The organism is Pelagerythrobacter marinus (genome assembly GCF_009827515.1).
Taxonomy (GTDB): Bacteria; Pseudomonadota; Alphaproteobacteria; order Sphingomonadales; family Sphingomonadaceae; genus Pelagerythrobacter; species Pelagerythrobacter marinus.
Map to the genome: position 1 here is coordinate 181582 of NZ_WTYO01000004.1, position 27000 is coordinate 208581.

A 27000-nucleotide genomic window follows, 5' to 3' on the forward strand; every position below is an offset into this window, starting at 1 on the left:
CTTCCCCTGTCGTCCGGCGCCGGTCATGGTTCGTAATCGGGCAGCTTCTGCCCCTCGATCAGCGAGCCGGCGCCCTGGGTTTCGATCTTCTCGGTCACCTTGCGCAGCGCCTTGCTGGTCGCCCGCAAGTCCTGCAACGCGGCCTCCGCCGCGGGCAGCGTGCTTTCGCTCAGCTGGCGCGTGGCGGGCTGCGCCTGTTCCATCGTCTGGGTCAGGGCATTGGCCGCCGTCTCGGCCGAAGTGAGGGTGGAGCGCAGCTGCGTCGCCAGCGATTGCCCTTCCTGGTTCAGCAGGCGGTCGGTCGATCCCATGACTTTCTCGAACGCGTCCAGCGCCTCGCTCGATTCGCGCAAGGTCACTTGCAGTTCGGCCATCGTGCGTTCGATCTGCGGCGCGGTCTGCGCGAGGTCGGCCGTCATCCGGTTGGTGTTGCGCAGGATGCCCGCGATCTCGCCCTGGTTCTCGTCCGAGAGGAGCATTGTCAGCCGCTCGGTCAGCGTGGCGAGCCGTTCGAGCAGCAGGGGCGCATTGGCGAGCAGTTCGCCCAGGCCGCCCGGCTTGGTCGGGATCACCGGCACGCCTTCGGGGCAGGCAGTATGGCCCGCCCCCTCGGCACAGGTCAGCGCCGGGGCATCGCGCCGCGCGCCGTCGAGCAGGATCGTCGAAACCCCGGTGAACGAGCCCTGGATCGTCGCGGTCGTGCCGACGCGGATCGGCACCTCGTCCTTCACCTTGACGCGCACGCGCACGAACTGGGGATCGGTTTCCCACAGCGCGATCTGGCTCACCTGCCCCACCGGGACGCCGGCGAAGGAGACTTGCGAGCCGTTTGCCAGCCCGGCCACCGATTGCTTGAAGAAGATGTCGTATTCGTCCTGCGCGCCCTGCCCCAGGCGGGCGAGCCAGACGAAGAACAGCGCGGCACCGGCCAGCAACGCCAGCGTCACGGCCCCTACCCAGACATGATTTGCGCGTGTTTCCATGTAAGCAAGCTACCTCGCGCCCCTATGCCCCGCCTGGCGGGGGATTGTCCATCGTTTCGGCGTCCGACTGGCGCTGCTTGCTGTCGCGCGCGGCGCGGCCGCGCGGGCCGTTGAAGTATTCGTCGATCCACGGGTGGTCGGTTTCGAGCAGCTCGGGAATCGTGCCGACCGCGATCACCCGGCGATCGGCGAGCACCGCCACCCGGTCGCAGATCTCGTAAAGCGTATCGAGATCGTGCGTGATCAGGAACACCGTCAGCCCCAGCGTCTGCTGCAGTTCGCGGGTCAGGCGGTCGAACTTGGCCGCGCCGATCGGGTCCAGCCCGGCGGTCGGCTCGTCGAGGAACAGCAGTTCCGGGTCCAGCGCCAGTGCGCGCGCGAGCCCGGCGCGCTTGCGCATCCCGCCCGAAAGCTCCGACGGGTACTTGCTCACCGCGTCTTCCGGCAGGCCGGAGAGCACGACCTTGTACCGCGCGATCTCGTGCAGCAGGTCGGGCTCTATCTCGGGATAGAACTGCTTGAGCGGGACCTCGACGTTCTCCCCCACGGTGAGGGTGGAGAACAGCGCGCCGCCCTGGAACAGGACGCCCCAGCGGTTACGCAGGCCCAGGTTCTCGTCCGGCTCGGCATCGGTGATCGATCGTCCGAAGACCTCGATATCGCCCGCATCGGGCGTCTGCAGCCCGATGATCGACCGCATGAGGACCGACTTGCCGGTGCCCGATCCGCCGACCACGCCGAGGATTTCCCCCCGGTTGACGGTGAGCGAGAGATCCTCGTGGATCGTCTGCTCGCCGAACCGGTTCACCAGCCCTTCCACCACGATCGGGTGATCGCCGCGAAACCGCTCGTACCGGCCGAGGCCCCGGGCCTCCCGTTCGCTTTCGTCCTCGCTCATCCCCATCCGATCTCGGTGAAGAATACCGCGAAGAAGGCATCGAGCACGATGACCATGAAGATCGCCTGGACGACGGCCTTGGTCGTCTTCAGCCCGACCTGTTCCGAATTCCCCTGGACCTGCAGGCCCTGGTAACAGCCGGTCAGCGCGACGATCAGGCCGAAGACCGGCGCCTTGGCCAGCCCGACGTAGAGATCGTAGAGCGGCACGACTTCCTGGATCCGGCTGAGGAAGGTGAAGAACGGGATGCCCAGCATCAGGTCGCCGATCACCGCCCCGCCGACGATCGCGATGCACGAAGCGAAGAAGCCGAGCAGCGGCATCATCACCACGGCGGCCAGGATGCGCGGGATCACCAGCGCCTCTATCGGCGAAATGCCGATCGTGCGCATGGCATCGACTTCCTCGGTCAGTTTCATCGTGCCCAGCTGCGCGGCGAAGGCGCTGCCCGAACGGCCGGCGACCATGATCGCCGTCATCAGCACGCCCAGTTCGCGCAAGGTGATCCGGCCGACGAGGTTGATGGTCAGCGTCTCGGCCCCGAACTGCGCCAGCTGGACCGCGCCCTGCTGCGCGATGACGATCCCGATCAGGAAGCTCATCAGCCCGATGATCGGCAGCGACGACACGCCGACCAGCTCCATCTGGCGCACCAGCGCGCGCCCGCGAAAGCGCGACGGGTGCCGCACGATGCCCAGCGCCGCGACCAGGATCTGGCCCAGGAAGCCGACGATGCCGACGAAGCCGCTGCCCAGTTCGCGCACGATCGCGCCCACTTCGGACGGGAAGCGCAGGTACACCGGCACCCGCTCGGGCCGGATCTCGGCCCCTTCGCCCAGTTGGCCGACGGCCTTGAGCAGGCGCTGCGCGCGTTCGCTGGCGCCGGTGATCTGCGCGCCGTGGCGCGCGGCGAGGCTGCTGGCGATCCAGGCCCCGACGGTGTCGATCTCGCTCACCCCGGAAAGGTCGATCACGGCAAGCTCGCGCTCTATCCCGCGCAAGTCCTGGTCCACCGCGCCGATCGTGGACACCAGGTAAGGCCCCGAAAGGACGAGGCGCGCGCCCTCGCCGCCCCTGTCTTCGACCTCGTAGAGCGCCCCTTCGTGCATCGTCAGCGACCTATGCGGGCAAACGCGGGCCACTACAAGCCGCCATTCGTGACATGTTGCGCCGCCGCGCACCCGCTGGCAAAGGCCCGGGCCTATGAGCACCGAGCTTCCCAAGACATTCGACCCGGCCGACATCGAGGCGCGCTGGTACGCGCACTGGGAAAAGGGCGGCCTGTTCCGGCCAGAGCGCCCGGATGCGGAGCCGTTCACGATCGTCAACCCGCCGCCCAACGTCACGGGCAGCCTGCATATCGGCCACGCGCTCGACAACACGCTGCAGGACATCGTCGTGCGGTACGAGCGGCTGCGCGGCAAGGACGCGCTGTGGGTCGTGGGCACCGACCATGCCGGCATCGCCACCCAGATGGTGGTCGAACGCCAGCTGGAGGCGCAGCAGGACAAGCGGACCAACTATTCGCGCGAAGACTTCGTGAAGAAAGTCTGGGAATGGAAGGAGGAAAGCGGCGGCACGATCACGCGCCAGCTGCGCCGCCTGGGCTGTTCGATGGACTGGAGCCGCGAACAGTTTACCATGAACCCCGAGTTCAGCCGCGCGGTCACGAAAGTCTTCGTGGACCTGCACCGGAAGGGCCTGATCTACCGCGACAAGCGGCTGGTGAACTGGGACCCGAAGCTGAAGACCGCGATCAGCGACCTGGAAGTCGAAACGCGCGACGTGAAGGGCCATTTCTGGCATTTCAGGTATCCGCTGGCCGACGGGGTCACGCTCGACGACGGGCGGGATTTCATCGAGGTCGCGACCACGCGCCCCGAAACCATGCTGGCCGACATGGCCGTGGCCGTCCACCCCGACGATGAACGCTACAAGGGCGTGGTCGGCAAGCACGTGATCCTGCCGATCACCGGCCGCCGCGTGCCGGTGGTGGCGGACGAACACGCCGATCCCGAACTGGGCAGCGGCGCGGTGAAGATCACGCCGGGGCACGATTTCAACGATTTCGAAGTCGGCAAGCGCGCCGGGATCGCGCCTGCCGACATGCTCAACATGCTCGATGCCGAAGGCAACGTGTGCCAGACGGCGGACGGCCGCGTGCCCGACGAATTCCTCGGCCTCCACCGCTTCCGCAAGGATGGCGAGGACGGCGCGCGCGAACTGGTGGTCCGCCGGCTGAAGGAACTGGGCTGCCTGATCCCGCACGTCGCGAAGGACAAGGACGGCAACGCGGTCGAACACGATGCCGAACCGCGCGTGATCGCCACCCCCTTCGGCGACCGCGGCGGCGTGGTGATCGAACCCTGGCTGACCGACCAGTGGTATGTCGATGCCGAGAAGCTGGCCCAGGCCCCGATCGAGGCGGTGCGTTCGGGCGCGATCGAGATCGTGCCGAAAAGCTGGGAAAAGACATTCTTCAACTGGATGGAGAACATCCAGCCCTGGTGCGTCAGCCGCCAGCTCTGGTGGGGCCACCGAATCCCGGCTTGGTACGATGCCGAAGGCCGGGCCTACGTCGCCACCAGCGAAGAGGAAGCCCAGGCCCAGGCCGGCGAGGGCGTCGGCCTGACGCGCGACCCCGACGTGCTCGACACCTGGTTCTCCTCCGCGCTGTGGCCTTTCGCCACGCTCGGCTGGCCGGAAGAGACCGACCTGCTCGCCAAGCACTATCCGAACGACCTGCTGATTTCCGGCTTCGACATCCTGTTCTTCTGGGATGCGCGGATGGCCATGCAGGGGATGCATTTCCTGGGCGAAGCGCCGTGGAAGCGGCTCTATCTCCACGGGCTCGTCCGCGCGGCGGACGGTTCGAAGATGTCGAAATCCAAGGGGAACACGGTCGATCCCCTCGGCCTGATCGACAAGTACGGCGCCGATGCCCTGCGCTTCTTCATGGCGGCGATGGAAAGCCAGGGCCGCGATATCAAGATGGATGAAAGCCGGGTGGAGGGCTATCGCAACTTCGCCACCAAGCTGTGGAACGCGGCCCGCTTCTGCCAGGCCAACGGCATCGGCGGCAGCGCCACGATCGCCGCGCCAGAAGCGAAGCTAGCGGTCAACCGCTGGATCGTCGGCGAAGTGGTCGAAACGCTGGCCCTGCTCGACAAGGCGATGGCCGACTTGCGCTTCGACGCGGCGGCCAATGCGATCTATCACTTCGTGTGGGACACGTTCTGCGACTGGTACCTGGAACTGATCAAGGGCCAGGTGGACGAGGAAACGCGCACCGTCGCCGGCTGGGCGCTCGACCAGATCCTCGTCATGCTGCACCCGTTCATGCCCTTCATTACCGAGGAGCTGTGGCACGAACTGGCCCCCGCGGGCCAGCCGCGCCCCTACGAACTGATCCTCGCCAAGTGGCCCGCGCCCGAAGCGCAGTGCGATGCCGCGGCCAAGGCGGAAGTCGAATGGCTGATCGACCTGACGCGCAACTTGCGCGGGGCGAAGAACGAAGTCGGCATTGCGCCGGGGGCGAAGCTGGAAGCCTGGCTGCCCGAACCGTCGGACGTGGCGGGCAAGGTCCTTTCGGGCAATGCCGCCGCGCTCGAACGCGTGGCGCGCCTTTCCGCGGTCCACACCCGGCCCGCCCCCGACGGCGCGGCGCTGCAGGTCGGTGCAGGGCGCGACGCGCTGGTGATCCCGCTGGAAGGGCTGATCGACATCGCCGCGGAAAAGGCGCGCCTCGCAAAGGCGCTCGCCGCGGCGGAGAAAGAGGCGAAGTCGCTCGAAGGGCGGCTGAACAACGCCAATTTCGTCGAACGCGCCAAGCCCGAAGCGGTCGAAAAAGCCCGCGCCGACCACGCCCACCACACCGCCGAGGCCGCGCGGCTGAAGGCGGCACTCGAACGGCTGGGCTAGGCGGCGCACCGGTCAGAACGCACCACCCAACCCACCGTCATGCTGAACTCGTTTCAGCATCCATCGCGCCTCCGTGTACCGTCGGTGCCGGAGGAGGAATGGACCCTGGGGCGAAGCTGGCCCAAGGCCAAACAAGTTCAGTGTGACGGCGCTCGTGGCGCCGACCGCGCCGCAGCGGCTTCCTCCCTGCCGGGCAGCGAGGATTTTCCTACATCGGCGGATTGTGCAATGGGGTGGGCATGACTCGCCCCATCCCCTTCCCCGCCGCCGGTTCTGCCGGGCGCGCGCAGGGTGGATTTTTTTGCCCCAGGACAGTGGTCCATGCGGTCCATGTCTCAACATATCATCGGCGCGGGCGATGCCGCTGACGCTGGCGACGCAATCGCCGGGGGAGCCGGAGATCTTCGCCTCGCTGCAGGGCGAAGGGCCGAGCGCGGGGATGCCGGTGGCGTTCCTGCGGCTGTCGCGCTGCAACCTTGCCTGCCAGTGGTGCGACACCGCCTATACCTGGCACTTCGCCGGCGACGAGCGCCCGCATCGCTCGGGCGAGACGTTCGACCGCAAGGCGAACCAGCTCGTGCTGGGGGAAGCGGACGTCGCGAGCCGGATCGCCGCGCTGGGCCAGGGGCGCCTGGTGATCACCGGGGGCGAGCCGCTGCTCCAGGGCGGCGCGCTGGCGCGGATGCTCGAACACCTGCCCGATATCGCGGTGGAAGTGGAAACCAACGGCACGGTCGCCGCGCCGCCCCGGCTCGACGTCAGGATCGATCAGTACAACGTCAGCCCCAAGCTGGCGCATAGCGGCAACCCGGCGGACCTCGCCCTGCTGCCCGAACGGCTGGATGCCTATGCCACCGATCCGCGAGCCTGGTTCAAGTTCGTGATCGCCGCGCCGGGCGACGTGGACGAGGTGCTCGCCCTCCAGGCGCGCTATCGCTTCCGCCCGGGCCGCGTGTTCCTGATGCCCGAGGGGACCGACAGTGCGACCTTGCGCGCGCGCGCCGAATGGCTCGCGCCGTTATGCCTCGAACACGGTTTCCGGATGAGCGACCGCCTGCATATCCACCTCTACGGCGATACGCGGGGGACGTGAGCGGGCTAGCGCCCCTGCGAACGCCAGCGGCGCACGACCCGCTCGACCACTTCGTCCTCGCCGCCGCCCCTGCGCCACAGCTCGACGAAGCTCGGGTCTTCGGAAGCGGGGCGCTTAGCGTCTTCCAGCGCGTCGAAGTTGACCCGCATCGGGATCGCCACGCCTTCGCCGCAGATGATGCATTCGCGGTTGCGCAGCGCCGGGATCGAATCGAGGAACCCGCGCGCGCCCTCGGGCATGGCGGCCTTGACGAAGGCCTGGTCGCGCTCGTTGTTGAGGCGCATCGACAGGATCGTGCCGCATTGCGACAGGACCCCTTCGGCAAGGTCCGACGGGCGCTGCGTGATCAGGCCCAGGCTGATGCCGTACTTGCGCCCTTCCTTCGCGATCCGCCCCAGGATGTTGCCCACCGACGACCCTTCGGCATTGGCCTCGCTCGGCACGTATCGGTGCGCTTCCTCGCACACCAGCAGGATCGGCCGGGTCTCCTCGTCGCGGGCCCAGATCGCGAAATCGAACACCAGCCGGCTGAGCACCGCCACCACCGTCGCGGTGATGTCGGACGGGACGCCGGACACGTCGATGATCGAGATCGGCTTCCCCTCCCCCGGCATGCGGAAGATCTTGCCGATGAATTCCGCCATCGTGTCGCCCACCAGCATCCCGGAGAACATGAACTGGTACCGCGGATCGCCGCGCAGTTCCTCCAGCTTGGTCTTGATCCGCATGTAGGGCGCGGAAGACGTCGCCTTGTCGAGCCGGCCCATCTCGTTCTGCAGCTCGGCGGCGAGGTCGGACAGGAGATAGGGGATCGGCGAATCGACGGTGATCTTGCCCATCGCTTCGGCCATGCGGTTCTTCGACCGCGCGGCCAGCAGGCACTTGGCCAGGATGTCCATGTCCACCTGGCGCTCGTTCCCGCTCGACGTCAGCAACGCCTCGCAGTGTTCCTCGAAGTTCATCAGCCAGTAGGGCAGCTGGAGGTTCGAGACGTCGAGGATCAGGCCGCCCTGCCCGAACGCCGCGGCATATTCGCCGTGGGGATCGATCATCACGACATGCCCGTCGGGCGCCGATTCGCAGATCCGGTGGAGGATCAGCGCGGCGGCGGTGGACTTGCCGGTCCCGGTCGAGCCGAGCAGCGCGAAGTGCTTGCCCAGCAGGGCATCGACATAGAGCCCGGCGCGGATGTCGCGCGTGGGATAGACGGTGCCGATCTCGATGCTGGCGCGGCCGTCGCTGGAGTAGATCTGGCGCAAGTCGGCGGTGCTGGCCGGGTAGATCTTAGCCCCCGGGACGGGAAAGCGGGTGACGCCGCGGCGGAAGCCCCGGACGCGGCCGGTCAGCTTCTCCTCGGTCCCTTCGCCCAGGAAATCGACATCGGCCAGGATGCCCCCGCCCGAACGGCGATCCTGCCGCTGGTTGCGCACGCTGGCGAGCAGCCAGGCGTTGCCGATGCGGATCTTGATCTGGCTGCCGACCTGGCCGGCCAGCGCGACCGAGGGGTCCTCGTCCGACATGCACTGGTTGAGGCGCCCGATATCGAGCGCGACCTGCGCCCCCGCACCGGCGACCTCGGTCACTACCCCGATGGGCAGCGCCGCGTTGTCGTCGGCGCACCGGGCGGGCCGGGGCGAGTCGGGCGGAGGGGACGCGGGCCTTTGCGGTGCCGCCGGCTGCGCCTGGCCGACCGCGCGCAGCGGCGCGGCGGTGGGACTGCCGGCGTCCGCGTGGGTGGACGGCCGGCGCCGGGCGGGACTGCCGTGGCCAAGATCGGTCATGGAATGGTCGTTTCCTTCGCTCTTCCCCGCCCGCGTGGCTAGCCCGCGCTAGGTTAAGATCGGGTCAACGCCGGGGCGTGAAGAGGGTGGCGAACGGGCGGCGAACGGGCGGCGAAAGGGCGCGTCAGATCATCGCGAAGAGGCGGCCCGCGATCCAGCCCGTGCCGACCGACATCAGCACGGCGAGCAGGCCGTAGAGCAGCGACTGGCGCTCCGCGAAGACTTCGACGAAGCGCTCGAAGCCGACCTTGCGCACTTCCACCTCGGCAATGGCCGAGGCGATCACGCGCCCGCGGGTGATGGCAAACGTCTCCGCCGTGTAGGTGCCCGTCTGCACGTTGGACGGCAGGCTGATCCGCGCCTGGTAGAGCACCTGTTCGCTGATCTGCACCCCGTCGGTCACTTCCTTGTAGAGCCCCTGCCGGCGGCGCAGGTCGACCAGCCCGGCGGTGAAGCGCGCCTGTTCTTCGGGATCGATCGTGCCGCTGGGGGAGAGCTGGAGATGATCGAGGCCCAGTTCGTAGATCACGGCCGTGCGCTCGTCGACGAGGTCGTCGATCGGGCGCGAAGAGGCGATCGCGAAGAACGAGGGCGCGGACTGGAACGCCGAGCTGTCGGCATTGACCCAGATCCCGCCGACGCGCGCCTTCTCGCGCACGGTGATCGGCTCGGTCGGGCCCTTCAGGACCACGACGATATCGTAGTCCTGCCCCGCCCGCGCCCCGGTCGGGTCCAGGATCGCGCCGAACAGCAGCAGCTCGGTCCCGGTGAAACCCTGCTGGACCTGGATATCGTCCTGCGAGACCTCGGGCACGAGGATCGGGTCGCGCTGGGCCGACAGCATCAGCAGGGCGAAGAGGAGGAACACCCGCTTCACAGCGGCACCACCGTGTAGATCTCGTCCGGCCGGACGAAGAGGCCGAAGAACATGCGCAGCGCCACCAGCAGCACGATCGCGGCGAGCACGAGGCGCAGGTACTCGGGCTTGAACTTCTGCGCGATCTGCGTGCCGAACTGGGCCCCGGTGACCGACCCGATGAGGAGCAGCGCGACCAGCACGATATCGACCGCGTGGGTGGTCAGCGCGTGCATCATCGTCGTCGCCATCGTCACGAACAGGATGTTGAACAGCGAAGTGCCGACGACGACGTTCGCGCTCATGCCGAGGATATAGAGCATGGCGGGGACGAGGATGAACCCGCCGCCCACGCCCATCAGCATCGTCAGCGCGCCGACCGCCACGCCCAGCAGCAGGGGCGCGATCGGCGAAATGTAGAGGCCCGAGCCGTAGAAGCGCCAGCGCAGCGGCAGGACGGCGATCAGCCGGTGATGCCGCCGCTTGCGCGCTGGCGGCTTCTCGCTCGCCTCGCCCGGGCGGACGGCTTCCCACGCCTCGCGCGCCATCAGCGAGCCGATCGTTCCCAGCATCACGACGTAAAGGATGCTGATGACCGTATCGATCTGGCCGATCGCCTGGAAGAAGCGGAACAGGAGCGCGCCGATGCCCGCCCCGATCACGCCCCCGCCGACGGTGACCGCGCCCATGCGGTAGTCCACCCCGCCGCGCCGCCCGTGGGCGAGCACGCCCGAGACGCTCGCGCCTGTGACCTGGGTGGAGGCGGAGGCGGCCGCCACGGTCGGCGGAACGCCGTAGAAGATCAGCAGCGGCGTGGTGAGAAAGCCCCCGCCCACCCCGAACAGGCCCGACAGCACGCCCGTCAGCGCCCCCAGTGCGATGATGACCAGCCCGTTGACCGAGAGGTTCGCAATGGGGAGGTAGACGTCCATGCTGACGCACTAAGCCCCGGGCAAGGAACCTGCAATGCCATAGCCGTCGCGCCGGCCCGCAGGGGCGCTGCCGCGGCGGCGGAGCGGGCGGTTCAGAACCCCGCCGAGAGGGTGATCGCCACGCCCGAACCCGGCGCGCTGTCGCCGGCCACGCGCAGGCGGTAATCGACCGCGAGGCGCGCAGGCACCGGCCCCACCGCGAGATCGAAGCGCGCGCTCGGCCCCAGGTCCAGCCGCGCCGCGCCTTCCTGCGCCCCGCCCCAGGCCGCGGCGCCGGCGCTGACCGTGCCGAGATCGAACCGCGCAAGCTCGCGGTCGATCCGCGCCTGGCCGTCGACGAAGGGGGCCGCGAACGTGCCGCCGACATAACCGGCCTGGGCATAGGCTTCGCCGCGCAGCCCCGCCGGCAGATCGGCCGGCGGCAGCGCGGTCACCGCCACGACGGCGGGCCGCACTTCGGTCCGCCCGTCGGCATGACGCGCCAGGCGCAGTTCGGGCTGGATTGCCAGGGGCACTGCCGGCAGCGGCCGGGCGGCCAGCCCGGCGGCCAGTTCGCCTTCGCGGCCCGCGGCGAGCGCGCGGCTCGCGCGCAAGTAGACGGCGGGCCCGCGCGGTGCGCCGGGATCGAGGCGGTAGCGGACCACTGCCCCCGCCTGGCTCCCCCCATAAGTGCTGCCCGGCGCGGCGCCCGTCCCCTGCGCACCCCCGGCCCCGGGCCGGAGGAGAAGCCACGAATCGAACGACCAGCGATCCGGGCGGTCGGGCCCCACTTCCTGCACCCACGGCCCGCCCGCTTCCGCGCGCTCCAGCCCGGCCCAGGGCGGGCGGGCGGCGGCGTTCTGGCCAAACATGCCGGCCACGTCGTCGGGAACGGGCAGGCTGCCCATCGCCGCCAGCCAGAGGAGCTGGTGGCTGGCCATGACCGAACCCGGCATTCCGGGCGCTCCGGGTGCCGCCCCCTCGGCGCCCCCGCCCTGCGCCGGCCGTGCGCCGATGCCCGGGCGTGAACGCGCTTTCGGCAGGATTGCCCGGTGCCAGGCCGCGGGGGCCGGCGAGAGTGCGGCGCGCGCGCCCTCGGACGCTCCACCGCCCGCGGCAAGCGGCAGGGACCCGGCCGCCGCGACCCCGGCCGCGGCCTGGCCGAGGCTGCCCAGCGCCGCCACCGGCACGGCGAACGGCGATTGCCAGGTCACCGCGCGACCGCCCACCCAGCAGGCGAGCAGCACGGCCAGGACGACGAGCGGCTGCCCCCGGCGCTGTCCGCCCGGGGCGATCACGCCGTTTCCGTCCGCGTCATCGCGGGATGGAGGCGATGTTCGGTCTTGTCCCACCGGGGCGTCTCCCCGCCGAGGCTGCGGACATAGGCGAAGAGCGCGCGGCGCGCGGCCATGATCGCGACGATGTTCGCCAGCGGCAGCCGCAGGACCGCGCGGCCCCCTTCGCGCAGCCCGTATTCGCGCGCGGTGAAGGCGAAGCGAAAGGCGCAGCGCCAGAAGAGGAAGGCGAAGTTGGCCCAGACGATCGCGACGAGCGGCGGCGAAAGCGCGGGCCGCCGGGCCAGCCCGGCCAGTTCGGCGGCCAGCCCGACCGCGAAGAGCAGCAGCACGAGATAGGCGATCGCGAGGATCAGTGCGTTGAACGGCCCGCGCCGGTCGCGCAGGCGCATCCAGACTTCGGCCGCGGAGCCTTTCCAGCCGAGCCGTTCCCAGCCCTGGAAGGCGATTCCGAAGACCCAGCGCGTCTTCTGCCGGACCGCGGGGCCGAGGTGCGAAGGGAAATAGGCGCGCGTGGCGATCAGGCGCCCGTCGCGCGCGCGCCGCCGCACGAACCGCGTTCGCCCGCCCATCGCCGCGATGCCGAGACCGATCTCGTAATCCTCCGTCAGCGATTCGGCCGCGAAGGGCGCATTGCCGCCGCGCAGCGCGGCCAGGCTCGCCAGCGCCTCGCGCCCGATCGCGCAGCCGACCCCCGCCAGCGGGATGGCCGCCTTCAACGCGTCTCGCACGACCAGCGCCTTGCCGTGGGCTTCGGCGAATTCCTCGCAATAATGGCTGCCGACCCAGCGCGAGCGCGGCTGCGGCAGCGGCAGGACGGGCAACTGCACCAGGTCGGCACGGGCCATCGCCCGGCGTATCAGGTGCAGCGCGTCGGGATCGGCCATGTCCTCCGCATCGTGAAGCACGACCATGGCGGCGCGCGCGCCGCTGCGCCGCTCATCGTCTTCCAGCGCGCGATAGAGGCGGTTCAGGCAATCGGCCTTGGTCGTCGGGCCCAGCGCCTCGTGCACGACGATTCGCACGCGCCCGTCGTTGCCGGCCGCCCGGGCAGCGGCGGCGATCGTCGCCGGATCGTTGGCGTAACAGCCGACGTAGATCCGCAGCGCCCGGTCCGGCCAGGCGCGCAGCATGTGGCCGATCGTGGCGCCGATCACGGCCTCTTCGCGCCAGACGGGCACGAAGACCGCGGCGGTCCCCGGGCGCGCGGCGTTACCGCCCGTCTGCCGCGCCACCGCTACGCCACCACCGACACCGCCCCGGATATCGCCAGTGCCAGTGTCCATGCTCGTGCCGATGCCATCGCCATCGACGGCACCGCCGCCGGCACCGCCGGCACCCGGATCGAACACCCGCGTCCGCGCACACCCGCTCAGCCGCAGCCAGATCCACGCGAGATCGACCGCGAACTCGTCGAGCGCGCCGATGAGGAAGAACACCCCGGCGAACAGCAGCAGCTCGCGCTCAAGCAGCACGAGCCAGTCGAACAGCGCGAAATCCGCCGGTCCCATCCCCTTTCCCCCCGGCCAACTTACCTAACTAACCACCGCCGCCCTTGCAACGCGCGACGAAATCCGAAATGGAGCCTTCCGATGGCAAAAGCACCGCAACCGATCCGAGCCCTGTTCGCCCCCGTTCGTGCCCTGTTCGTCGGCGACGCATCCGCAGGCATCCTGCTCATCCTCGTCGCCGCGGCTGCCATGCTGCTCGCCAATTCGACACTGGCGCACGAATATCACGAGCTGTTCCACGGCACGCTGCCGTTCACGCCGGTGCCCAAGCTCGATACGCTGCACCTGTGGGTCAACGACGGGCTGATGGCGATCTTCTTCTTCGTCGTCGGGCTGGAGGTGAAGCGCGAATGGATCGAGGGGCAGCTGAGCTCCGCCGACCAGCGCCGCCTGCCCGTGCTCGCCGCGGTCGCCGGCATGGTGATTCCGGCCGTCGTCTATCTCTTCTTCGTCCAGGGCGAAGCGCCCCAGCTGGCCCAGGGCTGGGCGATCCCGGCCGCGACCGACATCGCCTTCGCGATGGGCGTGCTCGGGCTGCTGGGCAACCGCGTGCCGGGCTCGCTGCGCCTGTTCCTGCTGACGGTCGCGATCGTGGACGACATCGGCGCGGTGCTGATCATCGCAATCGCCTACACCGCCGGGATCAAGCTGGGCTGGCTGATCGGCGCGATCGTCGTCGCCGGGATCATGCTCGCGCTCAACCGCATGAAGGTGAAGACCGTCGTGCCCTTCCTGCTGCTGGCCGTGGCCCTGTGGTTCTTCGTGCTCAATTCGGGCGTCCACGCGACGATCGCGGGCGTCGTCGCCGCGCTGATGATCCCGATGGTCGGCAAGGACGACAACACGATGCTGGAGAAGCTCGAACACGGCCTGGCGCCGTGGAGCGCCTACCTGATCGTGCCGGTCTTCGGCTTTGCCAATGCCGGGGTGGACCTGTCGGACCTGGGCCTGGCCGGCATCTTTGCGCCGCTGCCGCTGGCGATCGCCGCCGGCCTGTTCCTGGGCAAGCAGGTGGGCATCGTCGCCGCGATCTTCGCCGCCGACAAGGTCGGGTTCGCCCCGCGGCCCCACGGCGCCAGCTGGGCGGAGATCTGGGGCGTGTCGATCCTGTGCGGCATCGGCTTCACGATGTCGCTGTTCATCGGCGAACTGGCGTTCCCGGGCTATCGCCTGCTGATCGACGAGGCCAAGATCGGCATCCTGCTGGGATCGGCCTGCTCGGCGATCCTCGGCTATACGATCCTGCGGATGACGACCAGGCACCCTGGCGACACCAGGGGCCTGGCCAACGAAGGCTGAGGCGCCGTTTCGCCGCCGGGATCACCAGGTCCCGGTGTTCTCCATGCTCGCCCACGGTTCCTGCGGCGGCAGGTGGCCGTCCTGCAGCAGCTCGACCGAGATCCCGTCGGGCGAGCGGACGAAGGCCATGTGCCCGTCGCGCGGGGGCCGGTTGATCGTCACGCCCGCGTCCATCAGCCGCTGGCAGGTCTCGTAGATGTTCTCGACCCGGTAGGCGAGATGGCCGAAGTTGCGCCCGCCGGTGTATTCTTCCGGCGCGCTGCCGTCTTCCGCCGGCCAGTTGTAGGTCAGCTCGACCTCCGCCACGCCTTCTTCTCCCGGGGCGGCGAGGAAGACCAGCGTGAAACGCCCCTTCTCGTGATCGAACCGGCGCACTTCCTCCAGCCCGATCAGGCGGAAGAAGGCGACGGTTTCATCGATGTCGGAAACGCGGATCATCGTGTGAAGATACTTGGTCATCGGAAGGGAAGCTCCATTTATCGCTATTAAAGCACGGTTCATCGCGCGCACATTATCGGTGGCGCCATTGCCCGCGCGCATTTGGGCCCGCGCGCATTTGGGCCCGCGCGCATTTGGGCCCGCGCGCATTTGGGCCCGCGCGCATTTGGGCCCGCGCGCATTTGGGAAGGATTGCCATGGCCGACAATAGCGCCCCTGCCGTTTCCCCATCCACCCCCGTTCTGCCCGACCGGCGCGCGCGATCCTGGCTGGCGGGGTCGGCGATCGTCGCGGCGGGCCTGGTCCTCGGCGGATTTCTCCTCGGCGACGGGCTGGTCCGCGCGAAGCATGCCGACCGCTCGGTGACCGTTCGCGGGCTGGCCGAGCGCGAAGTGGTCGCCAACCTCGCCACCTGGACGATTTCCTACTCCGCCACGGCGACGGACCTTGCCAGCGCCCAGGCCGCGGTGGACCGGGACACTGCCTCGATCGAGGCCTTCTTCGACGATCTCGGCTTCGCGGCGGAGGCGCTCCAGCCCACCGGCGTCAACGTGAACCACTATACCGATAGCGAAGGTGTCGGCCGCTATACCGTGCGCCAGCGCCTGTCGCTGCGCACCGATGACGTCGAGCGCGCGCAGGCGGCGGCCCGGCGCCAGGTCGAACTGGTGCGCCGCGGCGTCGTGCTGGAGGACGGCTCGGCCATGGCCTATACCTTCACCGGGCTCGACGCGATCAAGCCGGAAATGGTCGCCGATGCGACGCGCGATGCGCGCGCGGCGGCAGAACAGTTCGCGAAGGACAGCGGCGCCGATGTCGGCGCGATCCGCCGCGCGACGCAAGGGTACTTCTCGATCGAGGCGCGCGACGGCGAAGCGGGCGGCTGGGGCGTTTCCGATACCCCGTACAAGAAAGTCCGCGTAGTCACGACGATCGATTTCTCGCTCGACTGACCCGGCAGCGCGCGCTTAACCCGCGCGCGGGCAGGGAGCGACGCGGCTGCGAAAGCGGGTCGTCCACCCCCCAGCGGACGACCCGGTCCCCCCCGTCAGAAGCTCATCCCCAGAGTCGCGACGACGGCGTCGTCGGTCAGCCCGTCGACCGAAGGCCCCTCGGTCCCGACATAGGCGACGCTGAACTCCAGCCCGCCCAGCACGGTCGCGCTGGCGCCCAGGGCCCAGTCCAGCCCGCTGTCGTCGGTCGAACCCGCCAGCGCGGGCGGCGCCAGGACGCCGTCGGTATAGCCGAGGTGCGCGCTGAGGCTGATCGGCGAATTCGGAATGCCGACCCCGAAATCGGTGTAGAGATAGAGATTGTCGCTGTCGCCCAGCGCGCTCTGGTCGAAGGCATAGGCGGCACCGACGGTCGCCTCTGCCGGGCCCAGCGTGAAGCCGAGCGAGGCGTAAGGCTCGAAATAATCGGTGTCGGCGCCCAGGTCCTCGGTCGGGTACATGTAGTAGAGCAGGCCGACGTCGAGCGTTACGCCCTCGGCCACCTCGCCGCTCCAGCCGCCGTAGAGATCGAGTTCGACGTCGCCGAGCAGATCGGTGCCGCCGTCGTCGATCGAGCTGCCCCAGGTGCCGACGTAGAAGCCGCTTTCGTGGGCAAGGTCGATGCCCCCCTGGATCGCCAGGTCGCCGCCCGAAAGCGATACCCCGCGAAAGCGATAGTCGCTGGTGATCGCGACATTGCCCGAAACTTCCACCGCGGCGGGCGGATCGGTCTCGTCCTGCGCCTGTGCCGGCGCGGCCAGGAGGACAGCGGATGATAGGAAAGTTGCGGCCGCAAGGCCGCGGATGGACGTGAGCATGACAAACTTCCTTGCGTTTGCAGTTGTGCTTCGTCCCACCTGCCGGCCCGCCGGGTGCTTCGTTTTGTCGAGCACGCTCTTGCAGGCACGAAACAATCGTGCAGCATCGTGTTGCAGCGCACAAGAAATATTTCCTCAATCATGAATCAGTCATCTTACTGTTGATTTCATGCACCACCCCTGTGGCGGGGGCGCATGCAGACACCGGTTGCCGCGCTTCGGCCGCTGGCCTATCGGGCGTGCCGTCCGGTGCCGGAACACGACAATGCTCGAACCACTACGCAAGATCTTCCGCAAACGCGCGCACCACCCGGCCCCCGCGGTGCCGGAGGGGCAGCGCGTCTACGTGATCGGCGACATCCACGGCCGGCTCGACCTGTTCGACGAACTGATCGCGGCGATCGAGCGCGACGATGGCGCGGCAGGCCCCGCGGAAACCACGATCGTGCTGCTGGGCGACCTGGTCGATCGCGGCCCCGACAGTGCCGGCGTCGTCCGCCGCGCCCGCGAGCTGCAACAGAGGCGCCCGACCCGCGTCCTGGCCGGCAACCACGAGGAAATGTTCCTCGACTCGTTCGGGGACCGGCGTCTCCTGCGTCATTTCCTGAAACACGGCGGGCGTGAAACACTGTTGAGCTATGGCGTCCCGCGCAAGCGCTACAACGACAGCACGCTCGACGAACTGCAGGCGCTGATGAACGAAGTCGTGCCCGAGGAAGACCGCGCCTTCCTGCGCGCTGCCGAGGAATTCGTCGTCATCGGCGACTACCTGTTCGTGCACGCCGGTATCCAGCCCGAGGTTCCGCTGGAGGAACAGTCGCGCCACGACATGCTGTGGATCCGCGACCGTTTCCTCAAGTACCCCGGCCGTCATCCGCATGTCGTCGTCCACGGGCATACGATCTGCCCGTCGGTGGAAGAGCGCGGGAACCGCATCGGCATCGACACCGGTGCCTATCGCACCGGGCGCTTGACGGCGCTGGTCCTTGAAGGCCAGTCGCGCCGCTATATTCAGGCGAGTGAAGACGCCGGCAGCCTGTCGGTAAGCCATCTGGAGACTGCACAATGAAAATCGCGATGGTCGGCTCGGGCTATGTCGGCCTGGTGTCCGGCGCATGTTTTGCGGACTTCGGCCACGAGGTCGTCTGCATCGACAAGGACCAGTCCAAGATCGACCGGCTGCGCGAAGGCGAAATGCCGATCTACGAACCCGGGCTCGACGCGCTGGTGGAAAACAACGTGAAGGCAGGCCGTCTCTCGTTCACCACCGACCTTGCCGAAGGCATTGCAGGGGCCCAGGCGATCTTCATCGCGGTCGGCACGCCCAGCCGCCGCGGCGACGGCCACGCCGACCTTTCCTTCGTCCACGCCGTGGCGCGCGAAGTGGGCGAGAACCTGGCCGGCGAGGCGGTCGTCGTCACCAAGTCCACCGTCCCGGTCGGGACCGGAGACGAGGTCGAGCGGATCATCGCCGAAACCGGCTGCACCCACCGGGTCTCGGTCGTCTCCAACCCCGAGTTCCTGCGCGAAGGCGCCGCCATCGGCGATTTCAAGCGCCCCGACCGGATCGTCATCGGCGCGGAGGACGATTTCGGCCGCGAGGTCATGCGCGAAGTCTATCGGCCGCTGTTCCTCAACGAATCGCCGATCCTCTTCGTCAGCCGGCGCAGCGCCGAGCTGATCAAGTATGCCGCGAACGCTTTCCTCGCGACGAAGATCACCTTCATCAACGAGATGGCGGACCTGTGCGAGAAGGTCGGCGCCAATGTCCAGGACGTCAGCCGCGGCATCGGCATGGACAACCGGATCGGGCCCAAGTTCCTCCACGCCGGCCCCGGTTATGGCGGGTCGTGCTTCCCCAAGGACACGCTGGCCCTGCTGAAGACGGCGGAGGATTACGACAGCCCGGTGCGGATCGTCGAGGCCGTGGTCAAGACCAACGACAGCCGCAAGCGGGCCATGGGCCGCAAGGTGATCGAGGCGCTCGGCGGGCTGGAGGCCGCGCGCGGCAGGAAAGTCGCGCTGCTGGGCCTGACTTTCAAGCCGAACACCGACGACATGCGCGACAGCCCGGCCATCGCGATCGCCCAGGCGCTGGCGGACGCAGGGGTCGATGTCTCCGGCTACGATCCCGAAGGGATGGAACAGGCCGCGCCGCTGATGCCCGAAGTGCGGATGTGCGACAGCCCCTACGAGGCGATCGAAGGTGCCGACGCAGTGGCCATCGTCACCGAGTGGGACGCCTTCCGCGCGCTCGACCTGACACGGGTCAAGTCGCTCGCCAATGCGCCGGTGATGGTGGACCTGAGGAACATCTACAAGCCCGACGACATGCGGGCCGCGGGGTTCGAGTACGTCAGCGTCGGTCGTTGCTGATAATGCCAGGGGGCCTGTAAGCCGGGTTCTGTCTCGCGGGCGGTATCCCGCCCTCGTTTCCTCGGGAGAGACCGGCCCCCGCGAGGGCAGCCATTCATCTTGGCGACGGATTGCTCCGTGCGCTCGAGCAGCCAACCCGGGCGGTCGGGGGCGAAACACCCCTGCCCTCTTGCGAGGGCGCGCCGCCCCTATTCGGCCTTGCTCCGGGTGGGGTTTGCCGTGCGGGCGCCGTTGCCGGAACCCCGGTGCGCTCTTACCGCACCCTTTCACCCTTGCCCGGCCCGTTGCCGGGCCGTCGGCGGTATTCTCTCTGTGGCACTTTCCCTGAACCGGCGCGAAGCCGGCCCGGCGGGCGTTACCCGCCACCCTCGTTTCGTGGAGCCCGGACTTTCCTCGCACGCTTGCGCGTCCGCGGCTGCCCGGCCCCCTGGCCCCGCCTATCTAGCGATTCCGCGGTCGCGATCCAAGAGCAACTGGAACAGGATCGCCCGGACCTGTCCGTCGATCCGGCCGTCGATCCGCTCCGGGCGCCAGCGGCGCTGGAAGGCCTCCACCGCCTTGCGCCCGTCGGTGACGTCGTAGCCGAAGCGTTCGAGCGCGAGGTAGAAGGCGGCATCGTTGTCGAACGGGTCGCCGCGTTCCAGCCTGGCCGGGCGCGGCAGGCACAGGCCGTATCCGGCCAGCCGTTCCCACGGAAACAGTTCGCCGGGGTCGATCTTGCGCGCAGGCGCCACGTCGGAATGGCCGACGACGTTGGCGCGGGGAATGTCGTACTGCTTCACGATCCGCGCGACCAGCGGCACGAGAGCGGCGATCTGCGCCTCGGGAAAGGCGCGATAGCCGAGCGCGTGGCCCGGGTGATCGAGCTCTATCCCGATGCTGGCGGAATTCACGTCCTTGTGCCCGCGCCAGTAAGAAACGCCGGCGTGCCAGGCGCGCTTTTCTTCGGGCACGAGGCGGGTGACCTCGCCCGCGTCGGAAACGAGGTAATGCGCGCTGACACCCGCCTCGGGATCGCACAGGCGATCGAGCGCGGCCTGCGCGTTTTCCATCTCGGTGTAATGGATGACCACCATGGACACGGGCAGCGTGCGCTCGTTCCAGTTGGGCGAAGGCCGCTCGTGGTGGACGAGTTCGTCCATGTCAGCCGTTGGGCAGGACGGCGCCGAGCACGAGGGCGTCACCGGTCAGCTTGTACTGCAGCCCGCCCCCGGCATGGTCGGCCAGGAGATAGAGCAGGTGCGCGGCCGCGGTGCGGCTGGACAGTTTTTCCCGCGGCAGGTTCCCTTCCAGCGCGGCACCGATCGATTCGTCGAAAGCGACTTTCGCGCCCGCCGCGCGGACCACGATCTCGCTCGCCCCGTCGCGGATCTCGGCCCCGATATCCAGCGTCCCGCCGCGCACCAGCGAATCGATGCCGATGTGGGCGAAGTTCAGCAGGACCTTGACCGCGGGCTTCGGCAGGTGGCTTTCGGAAAGCGCCCAGTTGACCTCGACCCGCTTGGCATCGCCGGCCAGTGCATCGACCACCGCCTTCGCTTCCGACACGTCCACCGCGTCGCCGAAGCCGCCGGCCGCGCCATAGGCGAGACGGAAGAACTTCAGTTTGTCGGCACTGATCCGGGCGCTCTGTTCCAGCAGTTCGAAGCACCGCTGGCGCATTTCCGGGTCCTTCTCTTCCGCCAGCAGCTCGAGCCCGTTGGACAGCGCCCCGACGGGGCTGAGCATGTCGTGGCACAGCCGCGAACAGAGCATGCTGGCAAGATCGATGGCGTCGGAATTGTTCATCGGTTGAATGGCCCTGCCGGTTTCGCGTGGTTAATTCCCGTCGCGGGCAGCCTTACCGTTCTATGACTCGCAGGGAAAGCGGTTCGAAGCCGGCTTCCCGGTCGCGCCAGAAGCGCACCTCGCCATCGGCGGCGATCGCCCAGATGCGGCCGTCGTGGGCCGCCAGGGCGCGATCGACCGCGGATGGCGAAGCGGGTCCGGCGGGGTGCGAGTGGTAATAACCGGTCACCCCCGGCCCGCCGGCCCGCGCCGCGCGGTGCGCGTCGATCAGCGCCTGCGGGTCGATCTCGAAATGGCGTTCGGGCGCTGGATGGACATTGGCGGCGGGCGCGAGCGCGCGGATCGCGTCGCCCCCGCCCAGCAGGATGCCGCAGCATTCGCGCGGATGCGCCCGCGCGGCTTCGTCCAGTATCCGGGCGAGCACGCCCCTTGTGACTTCGATCGTCATCACGCATGGCCCTTAGCATGGCTGGCAGCGAATTCACCGGCACAAGCGTTCCCGGGACACTCACGGGCACGCTCGACGAGAGCGACCGGGCCGATCGGGCGCTGGCAAAGGCCTCCGGCCTCTCGCGCGAGCGGATCAAGACCCTGATCGCGCAGGGAAAGGTGGCCGTGGCGGGCGCGGTCGTACGCAGCGCCTCGGCGCGGGTTGGTGCGGGGGCCGCGTTCGCGATCGAGGTCCCGCCGCCCGAGCCGCTCGCCGCCGAACCCCAGGCGATCCCTCTCGACATCGTGTTCGAGGACGAACACCTCGTGATCGTCGACAAGCCGGCGGGCATGGTCGTGCACCCGGCGGCGGGAAATCGCGACGGCACGCTCGTCAACGCCCTGCTGCATCATTGCCGCGGGCGCCTGTCGGGCATCAACGGGGTCGTGCGGCCCGGGATCGTCCACCGGATCGACAAGGACACGTCGGGCCTGCTGGTCGTGGCGAAGACCGATACCGCGCACGAGGGGCTGGCCCGGCAGTTCGCCGACCATTCGATCGATCGCAGCTATCTCGCCGTCTGCGCCGGGCACCCGAACCCGGCGGCCGGCACCGTGTCCGGGCGCATCGGGCGGTCGGACGCGAACCGCAAGAAGATGGCCGTCCTCCCCCCCGATTCGCAGCGCGGCAAGCACGCCGTCACCCATTACCGCACCGTCAAGCTGCTGGACGGCTGCGCGCTGATCGAATGCAGGCTCGAAACGGGGCGGACCCACCAGGTGCGCGTTCATTGTTCGTCAATCGGCCATCCGCTATTGGGTGATCCTGTCTATGGACGCACACCCGCGGCCCTGCGCCCGCTTCTCAGGCAGATCGGCTTTGCACGGCAGGCGCTCCATGCCGCGTCGCTCGGTTTCGATCATCCGGTCACCGGCGAGCGGGTGGAATTCCGGGCCGAACTGCCCGCCGACATGCGGGAACTCATCGACCAAACCACTCGTTGAAATCGATGAAATGCGGTTCAACCCGCGCACCTTGCGTCCTATATGTGAACGTGTGGCCCGCACCACGGGGTGCCCAGCAGGGGTCCCGGCACGCGCGGTCGACATGAGAAAGGTCAGGGTAAAGTGAGCAACAACAAGGCATTGAGCGTTCCGACGCTCGGCGGTGAGCAGAGCCTCAACCGCTATCTTTCCGAAATCAAGAAATTCCCCGTGCTGACGGCCGAGCAGGAATACATGCTCGCCAAGCGTTACGAGGAACACGACGATCCCGAGGCAGCCGCGCAACTGGTGACCAGCCACCTGCGCCTGGTGGCCAAGATCGCCATGGGATACCGCGGCTACGGCCTGCCGGTCAGCGACCTCATCTCCGAAGGCAACGTAGGGCTGATGCAGGGCGTCAAGAAGTTCGAGGCCGATCGCGGGTTCCGCCTGGCGACTTACGCCATGTGGTGGATCAAGGCCTCGATCCAGGAATTCATCCTGCGCTCGTGGTCGCTGGTGAAGATGGGCACGACCGCGGCCCAGAAGAAACTGTTCTTCAACCTGCGGCGGATGAAGCGCAACCTCGACGCCTACGAGGATTCGGACCTTCATCCCGACGACGTGGCGAAGATCGCAACCGATCTCGGCGTGCCCGAGCAGGAAGTGATCAACATGAACCGCCGGATGATGATGGGCGGCGACGGGTCGCTCAACTCCCCGATGCGCGGCGGCGAGGAAGGTTCGGGCGAATGGCAGGACTGGCTGACCGACGAGCGGCCGCTGCAGGACGAAACCGTCGCCGAGGCGGAAGAAGCCGACGTCCGGCATGAAATGCTGGTCGAGGCGATGGACAGCCTGAACGAGCGTGAGAAGCACATTCTCACCGAACGGCGGCTGACCGAGAACCCGCAGACGCTGGAAGAGCTGAGCCAGGTCTACAACGTCAGCCGCGAGCGTATCCGCCAGATCGAGGTGCGCGCGTTCGAGAAACTGCAGAAGGCGATGCAGCGCATCGCCGGCGAAAGGCTGCTGCCCGGGGTCGCCTGATCCCGGCGAAGGCCTGATACCCGAATGCGGGGCCGCGCGGTCACGGACCGGGCGGCCCCGTGTCGTTTCCGCCTGGCCGCCCCTGCCCGCTGCGCCAGAACCGGCCCTGGCGACATGGCGTTGCGCCGCGGCGCGCAGACGCCTATCCGCACGGTCGATGCGCTGGCTTCTCACGCTCCTGGCCAAGATCGTCGTGGGTTTCGCGGCCCTCAGCCTCGCGCTCGTCCTCCTGTTCAAGTTCGTCCCGCCGCCGGTCACGGCGACGATGCTGATGGACGAGAACGGCTATACGAAGGACTGGCAGCCGCTGGCGGGTATCGACCGCAACCTGGTGACCGCGGTGATCGCGGCGGAGGATGGCAAGTTCTGCAGCCACGACGGGTTCGACCGCGAAGCGATCGAGGACGCCATGGCCCACAATGCCAAGGGGGGGCGCATTCGGGGCGGCTCGACGATCAGCCAGCAGACGGCCAAGAACGTGTTCCTGTGGCAGGGCGGCGGATATGTTCGCAAGGGGTTCGAGGCCTGGTTCACTTTCCTGATCGAGCAGGTCTGGGGCAAGCGCCGGATCATGGAAGTCTATCTGAACGTGGCGGAAACGGGGATCGGCACTTACGGCGCCGAGGCCGGTGCCCAGCGCTATTTCCAGCATTCGGCCGCGCGCCTCACCCGCATCGAGGCCGCGCGCATGGCCGCCGCCCTCCCCCAGCCCAAGCGGCGCGCGGTGGTGAACCCGACGGGTTTCACCCGCCGCTACGGCAACACGATCGCCGCGCGCATGGCGGTCGTGCGGCGCGAAGGGCTCGACGCCTGCGTCTATCCATGACGGGCGGCCGCGCCTCGACGCCCCGATGCGCCTGCCCGGTACCGCGATGCACCGCGAGCGCGGAGGCGGATCGTGAGCGGTAACCACGGGGTCCACCATCACGGGGTCCACCATCACGGGGGCCACCACCATGCGCCGGCGGATTTCGGCCGCGCCTTTGCCATCGGGGTCGCGCTCAATACCGCCTTCGTCGTGGTGGAGGCCGCGTATGGTTTCCTGTCGGGGTCGATGGCGCTCGTCGCCGACGCCGGGCACAACCTGTCAGACGTGCTGAGTCTGCTGCTCGCCTGGGCCGCGGCCACCGCCGCCCGGCGCCCGGCGACCGAGCGGTTCACCTACGGTTTCAAGAGCTCGACGATTCTCGCCGCGCTCGGCAATGCCGGGCTGCTGCTGGTCGCGATCGGGGCCATCCTGTTCGAAACGATCCGCCGCCTGGCCGATCCGGTCGTGGTGGAAGGCGCGACGATGATCGTGATCGCCGGCATCGGCATCGTCATCAACAGCGCGACCGCGCTGATGTTCATGCGCGGCCGCCACCACGATCTGAACATCCGCGGCGCCTACCTGCACATGGCGGCGGATGCGCTGGTTTCGCTGGGGGTGGTGATCGCCGGCGCGGCGATCCTGCTGACCGGGGCAACCTGGATCGATCCCCTGACCAGCCTGGTGATCGTGGCCGTCATCGCGTGGGGGACCTGGGGCCTGCTGAAGGACAGCGTGAAAATGAGCCTGCTCGCCGTCCCCGAGGAGATCGACGAGGGGGAAGTGCGGGCCTACCTGGCCGGACTGCCGGGTGTGGAGGCCGTCCACGACCTGCACATCTGGCCGATGAGCACGACCGAGACCGCGCTGACGGCTCACCTCGTCATGCCCGGCGGCCACGCGGGCGATGCCCTGCTGCGGCAGATCGGGCGCGACCTGCGCGAACGGTTCGGCATCGATCACACGACGGTGCAGATCGAGCAGGCCGCCGACGCCCATTGCGCCACCTGCACCTGAGTCCGCTTCCGTCGCCTTCGGGGACGGCCCGCGCCGCCCCTTACCGCCACCCGTGCGCGCGGGCAGCGCTTGCTGCCCGCTGGCCGGGTGGCGGCAGGTGCGCCGGTTACTGCGGCTGGGCGTCGCCCGCGGCAGCTTCGTCCTGGGTCGGCAGTTCGCCGTTCGGGTCGCTCTCGACCAGTTCGGCGACCTGGTCGTAGACCTGGGCGTTGTCTTCCATCTGCTGCTGCAGCGGGGGATTCTGCTCGCCGACGTTGCGGAAGAAACCGCTCGCGTCGCGCAGAAGCTTCGCGGCGAGATGTGCGTTGGTGGCCATGGGTGGAAATTCCTCGTATTCGCATCAACAGGCGGGCCGGCGGATGATGCCCCCGGCCCGTCGCGCGACCGTGTGCCGCGCATCGAACGCCTCTGCTAAAGGCTATGTCGGCCGCCAGTGGGCCGATCCATGCAGGCGCCAGGCCACCTGGCCTGCGCCCGGCAGCCCGTTCGTCAGGCTGCTTCTTCCTTTTCCTCGCCGCCCAGGACGCGGATCGGGTCCTTGCGGCCTTCGACCACTTCGCGGTCGATCACGATCTCGCTGACGCCTTCCATGTCGGGCAGGTCGAACATCGTGTCGAGCAGGATGCCTTCCACGATCGAGCGCAGCCCACGGGCGCCGGTCTTGCGCTGGATCGCCTTCTCGGCGATCGTGCGCAGCGCGTCCTCGGTGAAGGTCAGCTCGACCTCTTCCAGCTCGAACAGCTTGCGATACTGCTTGACCAGCGCGTTCTTCGGCTCGCTGAGGATCTGCACCAGCGCGTCGATGTCGAGATCGCGCAGCGTGGCGATCACCGGCAGGCGGCCGACGAATTCGGGGATCAGCCCGAATTTCAGGAGGTCTTCCGGCTCGCACTTTTCCAGCAGCTCGCCGACACGGCGCTTGTCCGGGTCGGCGACGTGGGCGCCGAAACCGATCGAGCGCTTCTGAAGGCGGTCGGCGATGACCTTTTCCAGCCCGGCGAAGGCCCCGCCGCAGATGAACAGGATGTTCGTCGTGTCGACCTGCAGGAATTCCTGCTGCGGATGCTTGCGCCCGCCCTGCGGGGGAACGCTGGCGGTCGTGCCTTCCATCAGCTTCAGCAGCGCCTGCTGCACCCCCTCGCCCGAGACGTCGCGGGTGATCGAGGGGTTTTCGGCCTTGCGCGTGATCTTGTCGATCTCGTCGATGTAGACGATGCCGTGCTGGGCCTTGTCGACGTTGTAATCGCTCGACTGCAACAGCTTGAGGATGATGTTCTCGACATCCTCGCCGACATAGCCGGCCTCGGTCAGGGTGGTCGCGTCGGCCATCGTGAACGGCACGTCGAACGTGCGCGCCAGCGTCTGGGCCAGCAGCGTCTTGCCCGAACCGGTCGGGCCGACCAGCAGGATGTTCGATTTCGCCAGCTCGACATCGCCGGCCTTGCCCGAATGCTTGAGCCGCTTGTAGTGGTTGTGCACCGCGACGGAGAGCACGCGCTTGGCGCGGTCCTGTCCGATCACGTAATCGTTCAGCGTTTCGAAGATGTCGTTCGGGGTCGGAACTTCCCCTTCCTTGCGGCCGGTCAGCCCGGCCTTCGTCTCTTCGCGAATGATGTCGTTGCACAGCTCGACGCATTCGTCGCAGATGAACACGGTGGGTCCGGCGATGAGTTTCCTCACCTCGTGCTGCGACTTGCCGCAGAAGCTGCAGTACAGCGTGGACTTGCTATCGGTTCCGCTCAACTTGGTCAT

At 68.4% G+C, this 27000-nt stretch carries 25 protein-coding genes and 1 other RNA gene; 10 read left to right on the forward strand and 16 right to left on the reverse strand.

Translation table 11 applies throughout. From position 1 onward, the window contains the following. Positions 1 to 23: 23 nt before the first annotated feature. The 3 genes from GRI72_RS10350 to GRI72_RS10360 are packed head-to-tail and all read right to left on the reverse strand — an operon-like array spanning position 24 to position 2990. On the reverse strand, positions 24 to 983 hold the full coding sequence (locus tag GRI72_RS10350; RefSeq protein WP_160733851.1) for an MlaD family protein: 960 nt from the start codon (positions 981 to 983) through the stop codon (positions 24 to 26). Positions 984 to 1005: 22 nt separating this feature from the next. Further along, positions 1006 to 1881: an ABC transporter ATP-binding protein gene (locus GRI72_RS10355; protein WP_160733852.1), complete on the reverse strand. Its 876-nt coding sequence runs from the start codon at positions 1879 to 1881 to the stop codon at positions 1006 to 1008. After that, entirely contained in the window at positions 1878 to 2990 is a 1113-nt protein-coding gene (locus GRI72_RS10360; protein WP_160733853.1) for an ABC transporter permease, read from the reverse strand. The genes GRI72_RS10355 and GRI72_RS10360 overlap by 4 nt, the downstream gene beginning before the upstream one ends. 94 nt (positions 2991 to 3084) lie before the next feature. Here GRI72_RS10360 and GRI72_RS10365 point away from each other — a divergent pair, with 94 nt between their 5' ends. Both GRI72_RS10365 and GRI72_RS10370 read left to right on the forward strand, forming a co-directional pair. Further along, positions 3085 to 5802, forward strand: a complete 2718-nt coding sequence (locus GRI72_RS10365) for a valine--tRNA ligase (RefSeq protein WP_160733854.1) — start codon at positions 3085 to 3087, stop codon at positions 5800 to 5802. Positions 5803 to 6160: 358 nt separating this feature from the next. Further along, complete coding sequence (locus GRI72_RS10370) at positions 6161 to 6895, forward strand: 7-carboxy-7-deazaguanine synthase QueE (RefSeq protein ID WP_160733855.1); 735 nt, start codon at positions 6161 to 6163, stop codon at positions 6893 to 6895. A 5-nt stretch (positions 6896 to 6900) separates the two neighbouring features. Here GRI72_RS10370 and GRI72_RS10375 read toward each other — a convergent pair whose 3' ends face one another. The 5 genes from GRI72_RS10375 to GRI72_RS10395 form a co-directional block, all read right to left on the reverse strand. Continuing rightward, complete coding sequence (locus GRI72_RS10375) at positions 6901 to 8676, reverse strand: ATP-binding protein (RefSeq protein ID WP_160733856.1); 1776 nt, start codon at positions 8674 to 8676, stop codon at positions 6901 to 6903. 124 nt (positions 8677 to 8800) lie between these two features. Then, positions 8801 to 9553, reverse strand: a complete 753-nt coding sequence (locus GRI72_RS10380) for a TIGR02186 family protein (protein ID WP_407675029.1) — start codon at positions 9551 to 9553, stop codon at positions 8801 to 8803. Then, a complete protein-coding gene (locus GRI72_RS10385; protein ID WP_160733857.1) occupies positions 9550 to 10464 on the reverse strand; it encodes a sulfite exporter TauE/SafE family protein in 915 nt (304 codons plus the stop codon). The genes GRI72_RS10380 and GRI72_RS10385 overlap by 4 nt, the downstream gene beginning before the upstream one ends. 92 nt (positions 10465 to 10556) lie before the next feature. After that, entirely contained in the window at positions 10557 to 11741 is a 1185-nt protein-coding gene (locus GRI72_RS10390) for a hypothetical protein (protein WP_160733858.1), read from the reverse strand. Then, complete coding sequence (locus tag GRI72_RS10395; protein ID WP_160733859.1) at positions 11738 to 13249, reverse strand: glycosyl transferase family protein; 1512 nt, start codon at positions 13247 to 13249, stop codon at positions 11738 to 11740. The genes GRI72_RS10390 and GRI72_RS10395 overlap by 4 nt, the downstream gene beginning before the upstream one ends. 81 nt (positions 13250 to 13330) lie before the next feature. On the opposite strand from GRI72_RS10395, the gene nhaA reads away from it, so the two are divergent. Next, positions 13331 to 14548, forward strand: a complete 1218-nt coding sequence (gene nhaA, locus GRI72_RS10400; RefSeq protein WP_160733860.1) for a Na+/H+ antiporter NhaA — start codon at positions 13331 to 13333, stop codon at positions 14546 to 14548. 21 nt (positions 14549 to 14569) lie between these two features. Here nhaA and GRI72_RS10405 read toward each other — a convergent pair whose 3' ends face one another. Then, the gene (locus GRI72_RS10405) at positions 14570 to 15007 is read right to left on the reverse strand and encodes a VOC family protein (RefSeq protein WP_160733861.1); all 438 of its coding nucleotides are present in this window, start codon (positions 15005 to 15007) and stop codon (positions 14570 to 14572) included. Positions 15008 to 15183: 176 nt separating this feature from the next. Here GRI72_RS10405 and GRI72_RS10410 point away from each other — a divergent pair, with 176 nt between their 5' ends. After that, entirely contained in the window at positions 15184 to 15939 is a 756-nt protein-coding gene (locus tag GRI72_RS10410; protein WP_160733862.1) for an SIMPL domain-containing protein, read from the forward strand. A 95-nt stretch (positions 15940 to 16034) separates the two neighbouring features. Here the strand turns inward: GRI72_RS10410 and GRI72_RS10415 are convergent, their stop codons facing one another. Continuing rightward, positions 16035 to 16796 (reverse strand): TorF family putative porin, encoded by a 762-nt coding sequence (locus GRI72_RS10415; protein WP_160733863.1) that lies wholly within the window; start codon positions 16794 to 16796, stop codon positions 16035 to 16037. A gap of 265 nt (positions 16797 to 17061) precedes the next feature. On the opposite strand from GRI72_RS10415, the gene GRI72_RS10420 reads away from it, so the two are divergent. Together GRI72_RS10420 and GRI72_RS10425 are read left to right on the forward strand one after the other, a co-directional pair. Further along, on the forward strand, positions 17062 to 17865 hold the full coding sequence (locus tag GRI72_RS10420; RefSeq protein WP_160733864.1) for a metallophosphoesterase family protein: 804 nt from the start codon (positions 17062 to 17064) through the stop codon (positions 17863 to 17865). Continuing rightward, a complete protein-coding gene (locus tag GRI72_RS10425; protein ID WP_160733865.1) occupies positions 17862 to 19172 on the forward strand; it encodes a UDP-glucose dehydrogenase family protein in 1311 nt (436 codons plus the stop codon). The genes GRI72_RS10420 and GRI72_RS10425 overlap by 4 nt, the downstream gene beginning before the upstream one ends. Position 19173: 1 nt before the next feature. Here GRI72_RS10425 and rnpB read toward each other — a convergent pair. The 4 genes from rnpB to GRI72_RS10445 all read right to left on the reverse strand — a co-directional run bounded on the left by rnpB (position 19174) and on the right by GRI72_RS10445 (position 21408). Then, an RNA gene (rnpB, locus tag GRI72_RS10430) (RNase P RNA component class A) lies at positions 19174 to 19603 on the reverse strand. A gap of 6 nt (positions 19604 to 19609) precedes the next feature. After that, positions 19610 to 20314 carry an N-acetylmuramoyl-L-alanine amidase gene (locus GRI72_RS10435; RefSeq protein WP_160733866.1) on the reverse strand — a complete coding sequence of 235 codons (705 nt, stop codon included), beginning with the start codon at positions 20312 to 20314 and terminating at the stop codon, positions 19610 to 19612. 1 nt (position 20315) lies between these two features. Continuing rightward, positions 20316 to 20960, reverse strand: coding sequence for a histidine phosphotransferase family protein (locus GRI72_RS10440; RefSeq protein WP_160733867.1), 645 nt, complete (start codon positions 20958 to 20960; stop codon positions 20316 to 20318). Positions 20961 to 21012: 52 nt separating this feature from the next. Further along, positions 21013 to 21408 carry a M67 family metallopeptidase gene (locus GRI72_RS10445; protein WP_160733868.1) on the reverse strand — a complete coding sequence of 132 codons (396 nt, stop codon included), beginning with the start codon at positions 21406 to 21408 and terminating at the stop codon, positions 21013 to 21015. A gap of 17 nt (positions 21409 to 21425) precedes the next feature. Here GRI72_RS10445 and GRI72_RS10450 point away from each other — a divergent pair, with 17 nt between their 5' ends. The 4 genes from GRI72_RS10450 to GRI72_RS10465 all read left to right on the forward strand — a co-directional run bounded on the left by GRI72_RS10450 (position 21426) and on the right by GRI72_RS10465 (position 25248). After that, positions 21426 to 22394, forward strand: a complete 969-nt coding sequence (locus tag GRI72_RS10450; RefSeq protein WP_160733869.1) for an RluA family pseudouridine synthase — start codon at positions 21426 to 21428, stop codon at positions 22392 to 22394. 123 nt (positions 22395 to 22517) lie between these two features. Next, positions 22518 to 23423: an RNA polymerase sigma factor RpoH gene (rpoH, locus tag GRI72_RS10455; RefSeq protein ID WP_251105150.1), complete on the forward strand. Its 906-nt coding sequence runs from the start codon at positions 22518 to 22520 to the stop codon at positions 23421 to 23423. A gap of 157 nt (positions 23424 to 23580) precedes the next feature. Next, on the forward strand, positions 23581 to 24249 hold the full coding sequence (gene mtgA, locus GRI72_RS10460) for a monofunctional biosynthetic peptidoglycan transglycosylase (RefSeq protein WP_160733870.1): 669 nt from the start codon (positions 23581 to 23583) through the stop codon (positions 24247 to 24249). 72 nt (positions 24250 to 24321) lie between these two features. Further along, the gene (locus tag GRI72_RS10465; RefSeq protein WP_160733871.1) at positions 24322 to 25248 is read left to right on the forward strand and encodes a cation diffusion facilitator family transporter; all 927 of its coding nucleotides are present in this window, start codon (positions 24322 to 24324) and stop codon (positions 25246 to 25248) included. Between the two features lie 106 nt (positions 25249 to 25354). On the opposite strand, the gene GRI72_RS10470 is transcribed toward GRI72_RS10465, so the two are convergent. Further along, entirely contained in the window at positions 25355 to 25564 is a 210-nt protein-coding gene (locus GRI72_RS10470) for a hypothetical protein (RefSeq protein WP_160733872.1), read from the reverse strand. A 173-nt stretch (positions 25565 to 25737) separates the two neighbouring features. After that, positions 25738 to 27000, reverse strand: a complete 1263-nt coding sequence (gene clpX / locus GRI72_RS10475) for an ATP-dependent Clp protease ATP-binding subunit ClpX (RefSeq protein ID WP_160733873.1) — start codon at positions 26998 to 27000, stop codon at positions 25738 to 25740.

Excerpts from the sequence above, each read along its gene's own strand:
- GRI72_RS10410 (WP_160733862.1), top strand. The coding sequence starts at position 15,184 with ATGGCCGACAATAGCGCCCCTGCCGTTTCCCCATCCACCCCCGTTCTG.
- mtgA (WP_160733870.1), top strand. The coding sequence starts at position 23,581 with ATGCGCTGGCTTCTCACGCTCCTGGCCAAGATCGTCGTGGGTTTCGCG.
- GRI72_RS10370 (WP_160733855.1), top strand. The coding sequence starts at position 6,161 with ATGCCGCTGACGCTGGCGACGCAATCGCCGGGGGAGCCGGAGATCTTC.
- GRI72_RS10470 (WP_160733872.1), bottom strand. The coding sequence starts at position 25,564 with ATGGCCACCAACGCACATCTCGCCGCGAAGCTTCTGCGCGACGCGAGC.
- GRI72_RS10375 (WP_160733856.1), bottom strand. The coding sequence starts at position 8,676 with ATGACCGATCTTGGCCACGGCAGTCCCGCCCGGCGCCGGCCGTCCACC.
- GRI72_RS10385 (WP_160733857.1), bottom strand. The coding sequence starts at position 10,464 with ATGGACGTCTACCTCCCCATTGCGAACCTCTCGGTCAACGGGCTGGTC.
- GRI72_RS10415 (WP_160733863.1), bottom strand. The coding sequence starts at position 16,796 with ATGCTCACGTCCATCCGCGGCCTTGCGGCCGCAACTTTCCTATCATCC.
- GRI72_RS10420 (WP_160733864.1), top strand. The coding sequence starts at position 17,062 with ATGCTCGAACCACTACGCAAGATCTTCCGCAAACGCGCGCACCACCCG.
- GRI72_RS10445 (WP_160733868.1), bottom strand. The coding sequence starts at position 21,408 with ATGACGATCGAAGTCACAAGGGGCGTGCTCGCCCGGATACTGGACGAA.
- GRI72_RS10365 (WP_160733854.1), top strand. The coding sequence starts at position 3,085 with ATGAGCACCGAGCTTCCCAAGACATTCGACCCGGCCGACATCGAGGCG.
- GRI72_RS10405 (WP_160733861.1), bottom strand. The coding sequence starts at position 15,007 with ATGACCAAGTATCTTCACACGATGATCCGCGTTTCCGACATCGATGAA.
- GRI72_RS10360 (WP_160733853.1), bottom strand. The coding sequence starts at position 2,990 with ATGCACGAAGGGGCGCTCTACGAGGTCGAAGACAGGGGCGGCGAGGGC.
- clpX (WP_160733873.1), bottom strand. The coding sequence starts at position 27,000 with ATGACCAAGTTGAGCGGAACCGATAGCAAGTCCACGCTGTACTGCAGC.
- GRI72_RS10450 (WP_160733869.1), top strand. The coding sequence starts at position 21,426 with ATGGCTGGCAGCGAATTCACCGGCACAAGCGTTCCCGGGACACTCACG.
- GRI72_RS10395 (WP_160733859.1), bottom strand. The coding sequence starts at position 13,249 with ATGGGACCGGCGGATTTCGCGCTGTTCGACTGGCTCGTGCTGCTTGAG.
- GRI72_RS10350 (WP_160733851.1), bottom strand. The coding sequence starts at position 983 with ATGGAAACACGCGCAAATCATGTCTGGGTAGGGGCCGTGACGCTGGCG.
- GRI72_RS10440 (WP_160733867.1), bottom strand. The coding sequence starts at position 20,960 with ATGAACAATTCCGACGCCATCGATCTTGCCAGCATGCTCTGTTCGCGG.
- nhaA (WP_160733860.1), top strand. The coding sequence starts at position 13,331 with ATGGCAAAAGCACCGCAACCGATCCGAGCCCTGTTCGCCCCCGTTCGT.
- GRI72_RS10425 (WP_160733865.1), top strand. The coding sequence starts at position 17,862 with ATGAAAATCGCGATGGTCGGCTCGGGCTATGTCGGCCTGGTGTCCGGC.
- GRI72_RS10355 (WP_160733852.1), bottom strand. The coding sequence starts at position 1,881 with ATGAGCGAGGACGAAAGCGAACGGGAGGCCCGGGGCCTCGGCCGGTAC.
- GRI72_RS10435 (WP_160733866.1), bottom strand. The coding sequence starts at position 20,314 with ATGGACGAACTCGTCCACCACGAGCGGCCTTCGCCCAACTGGAACGAG.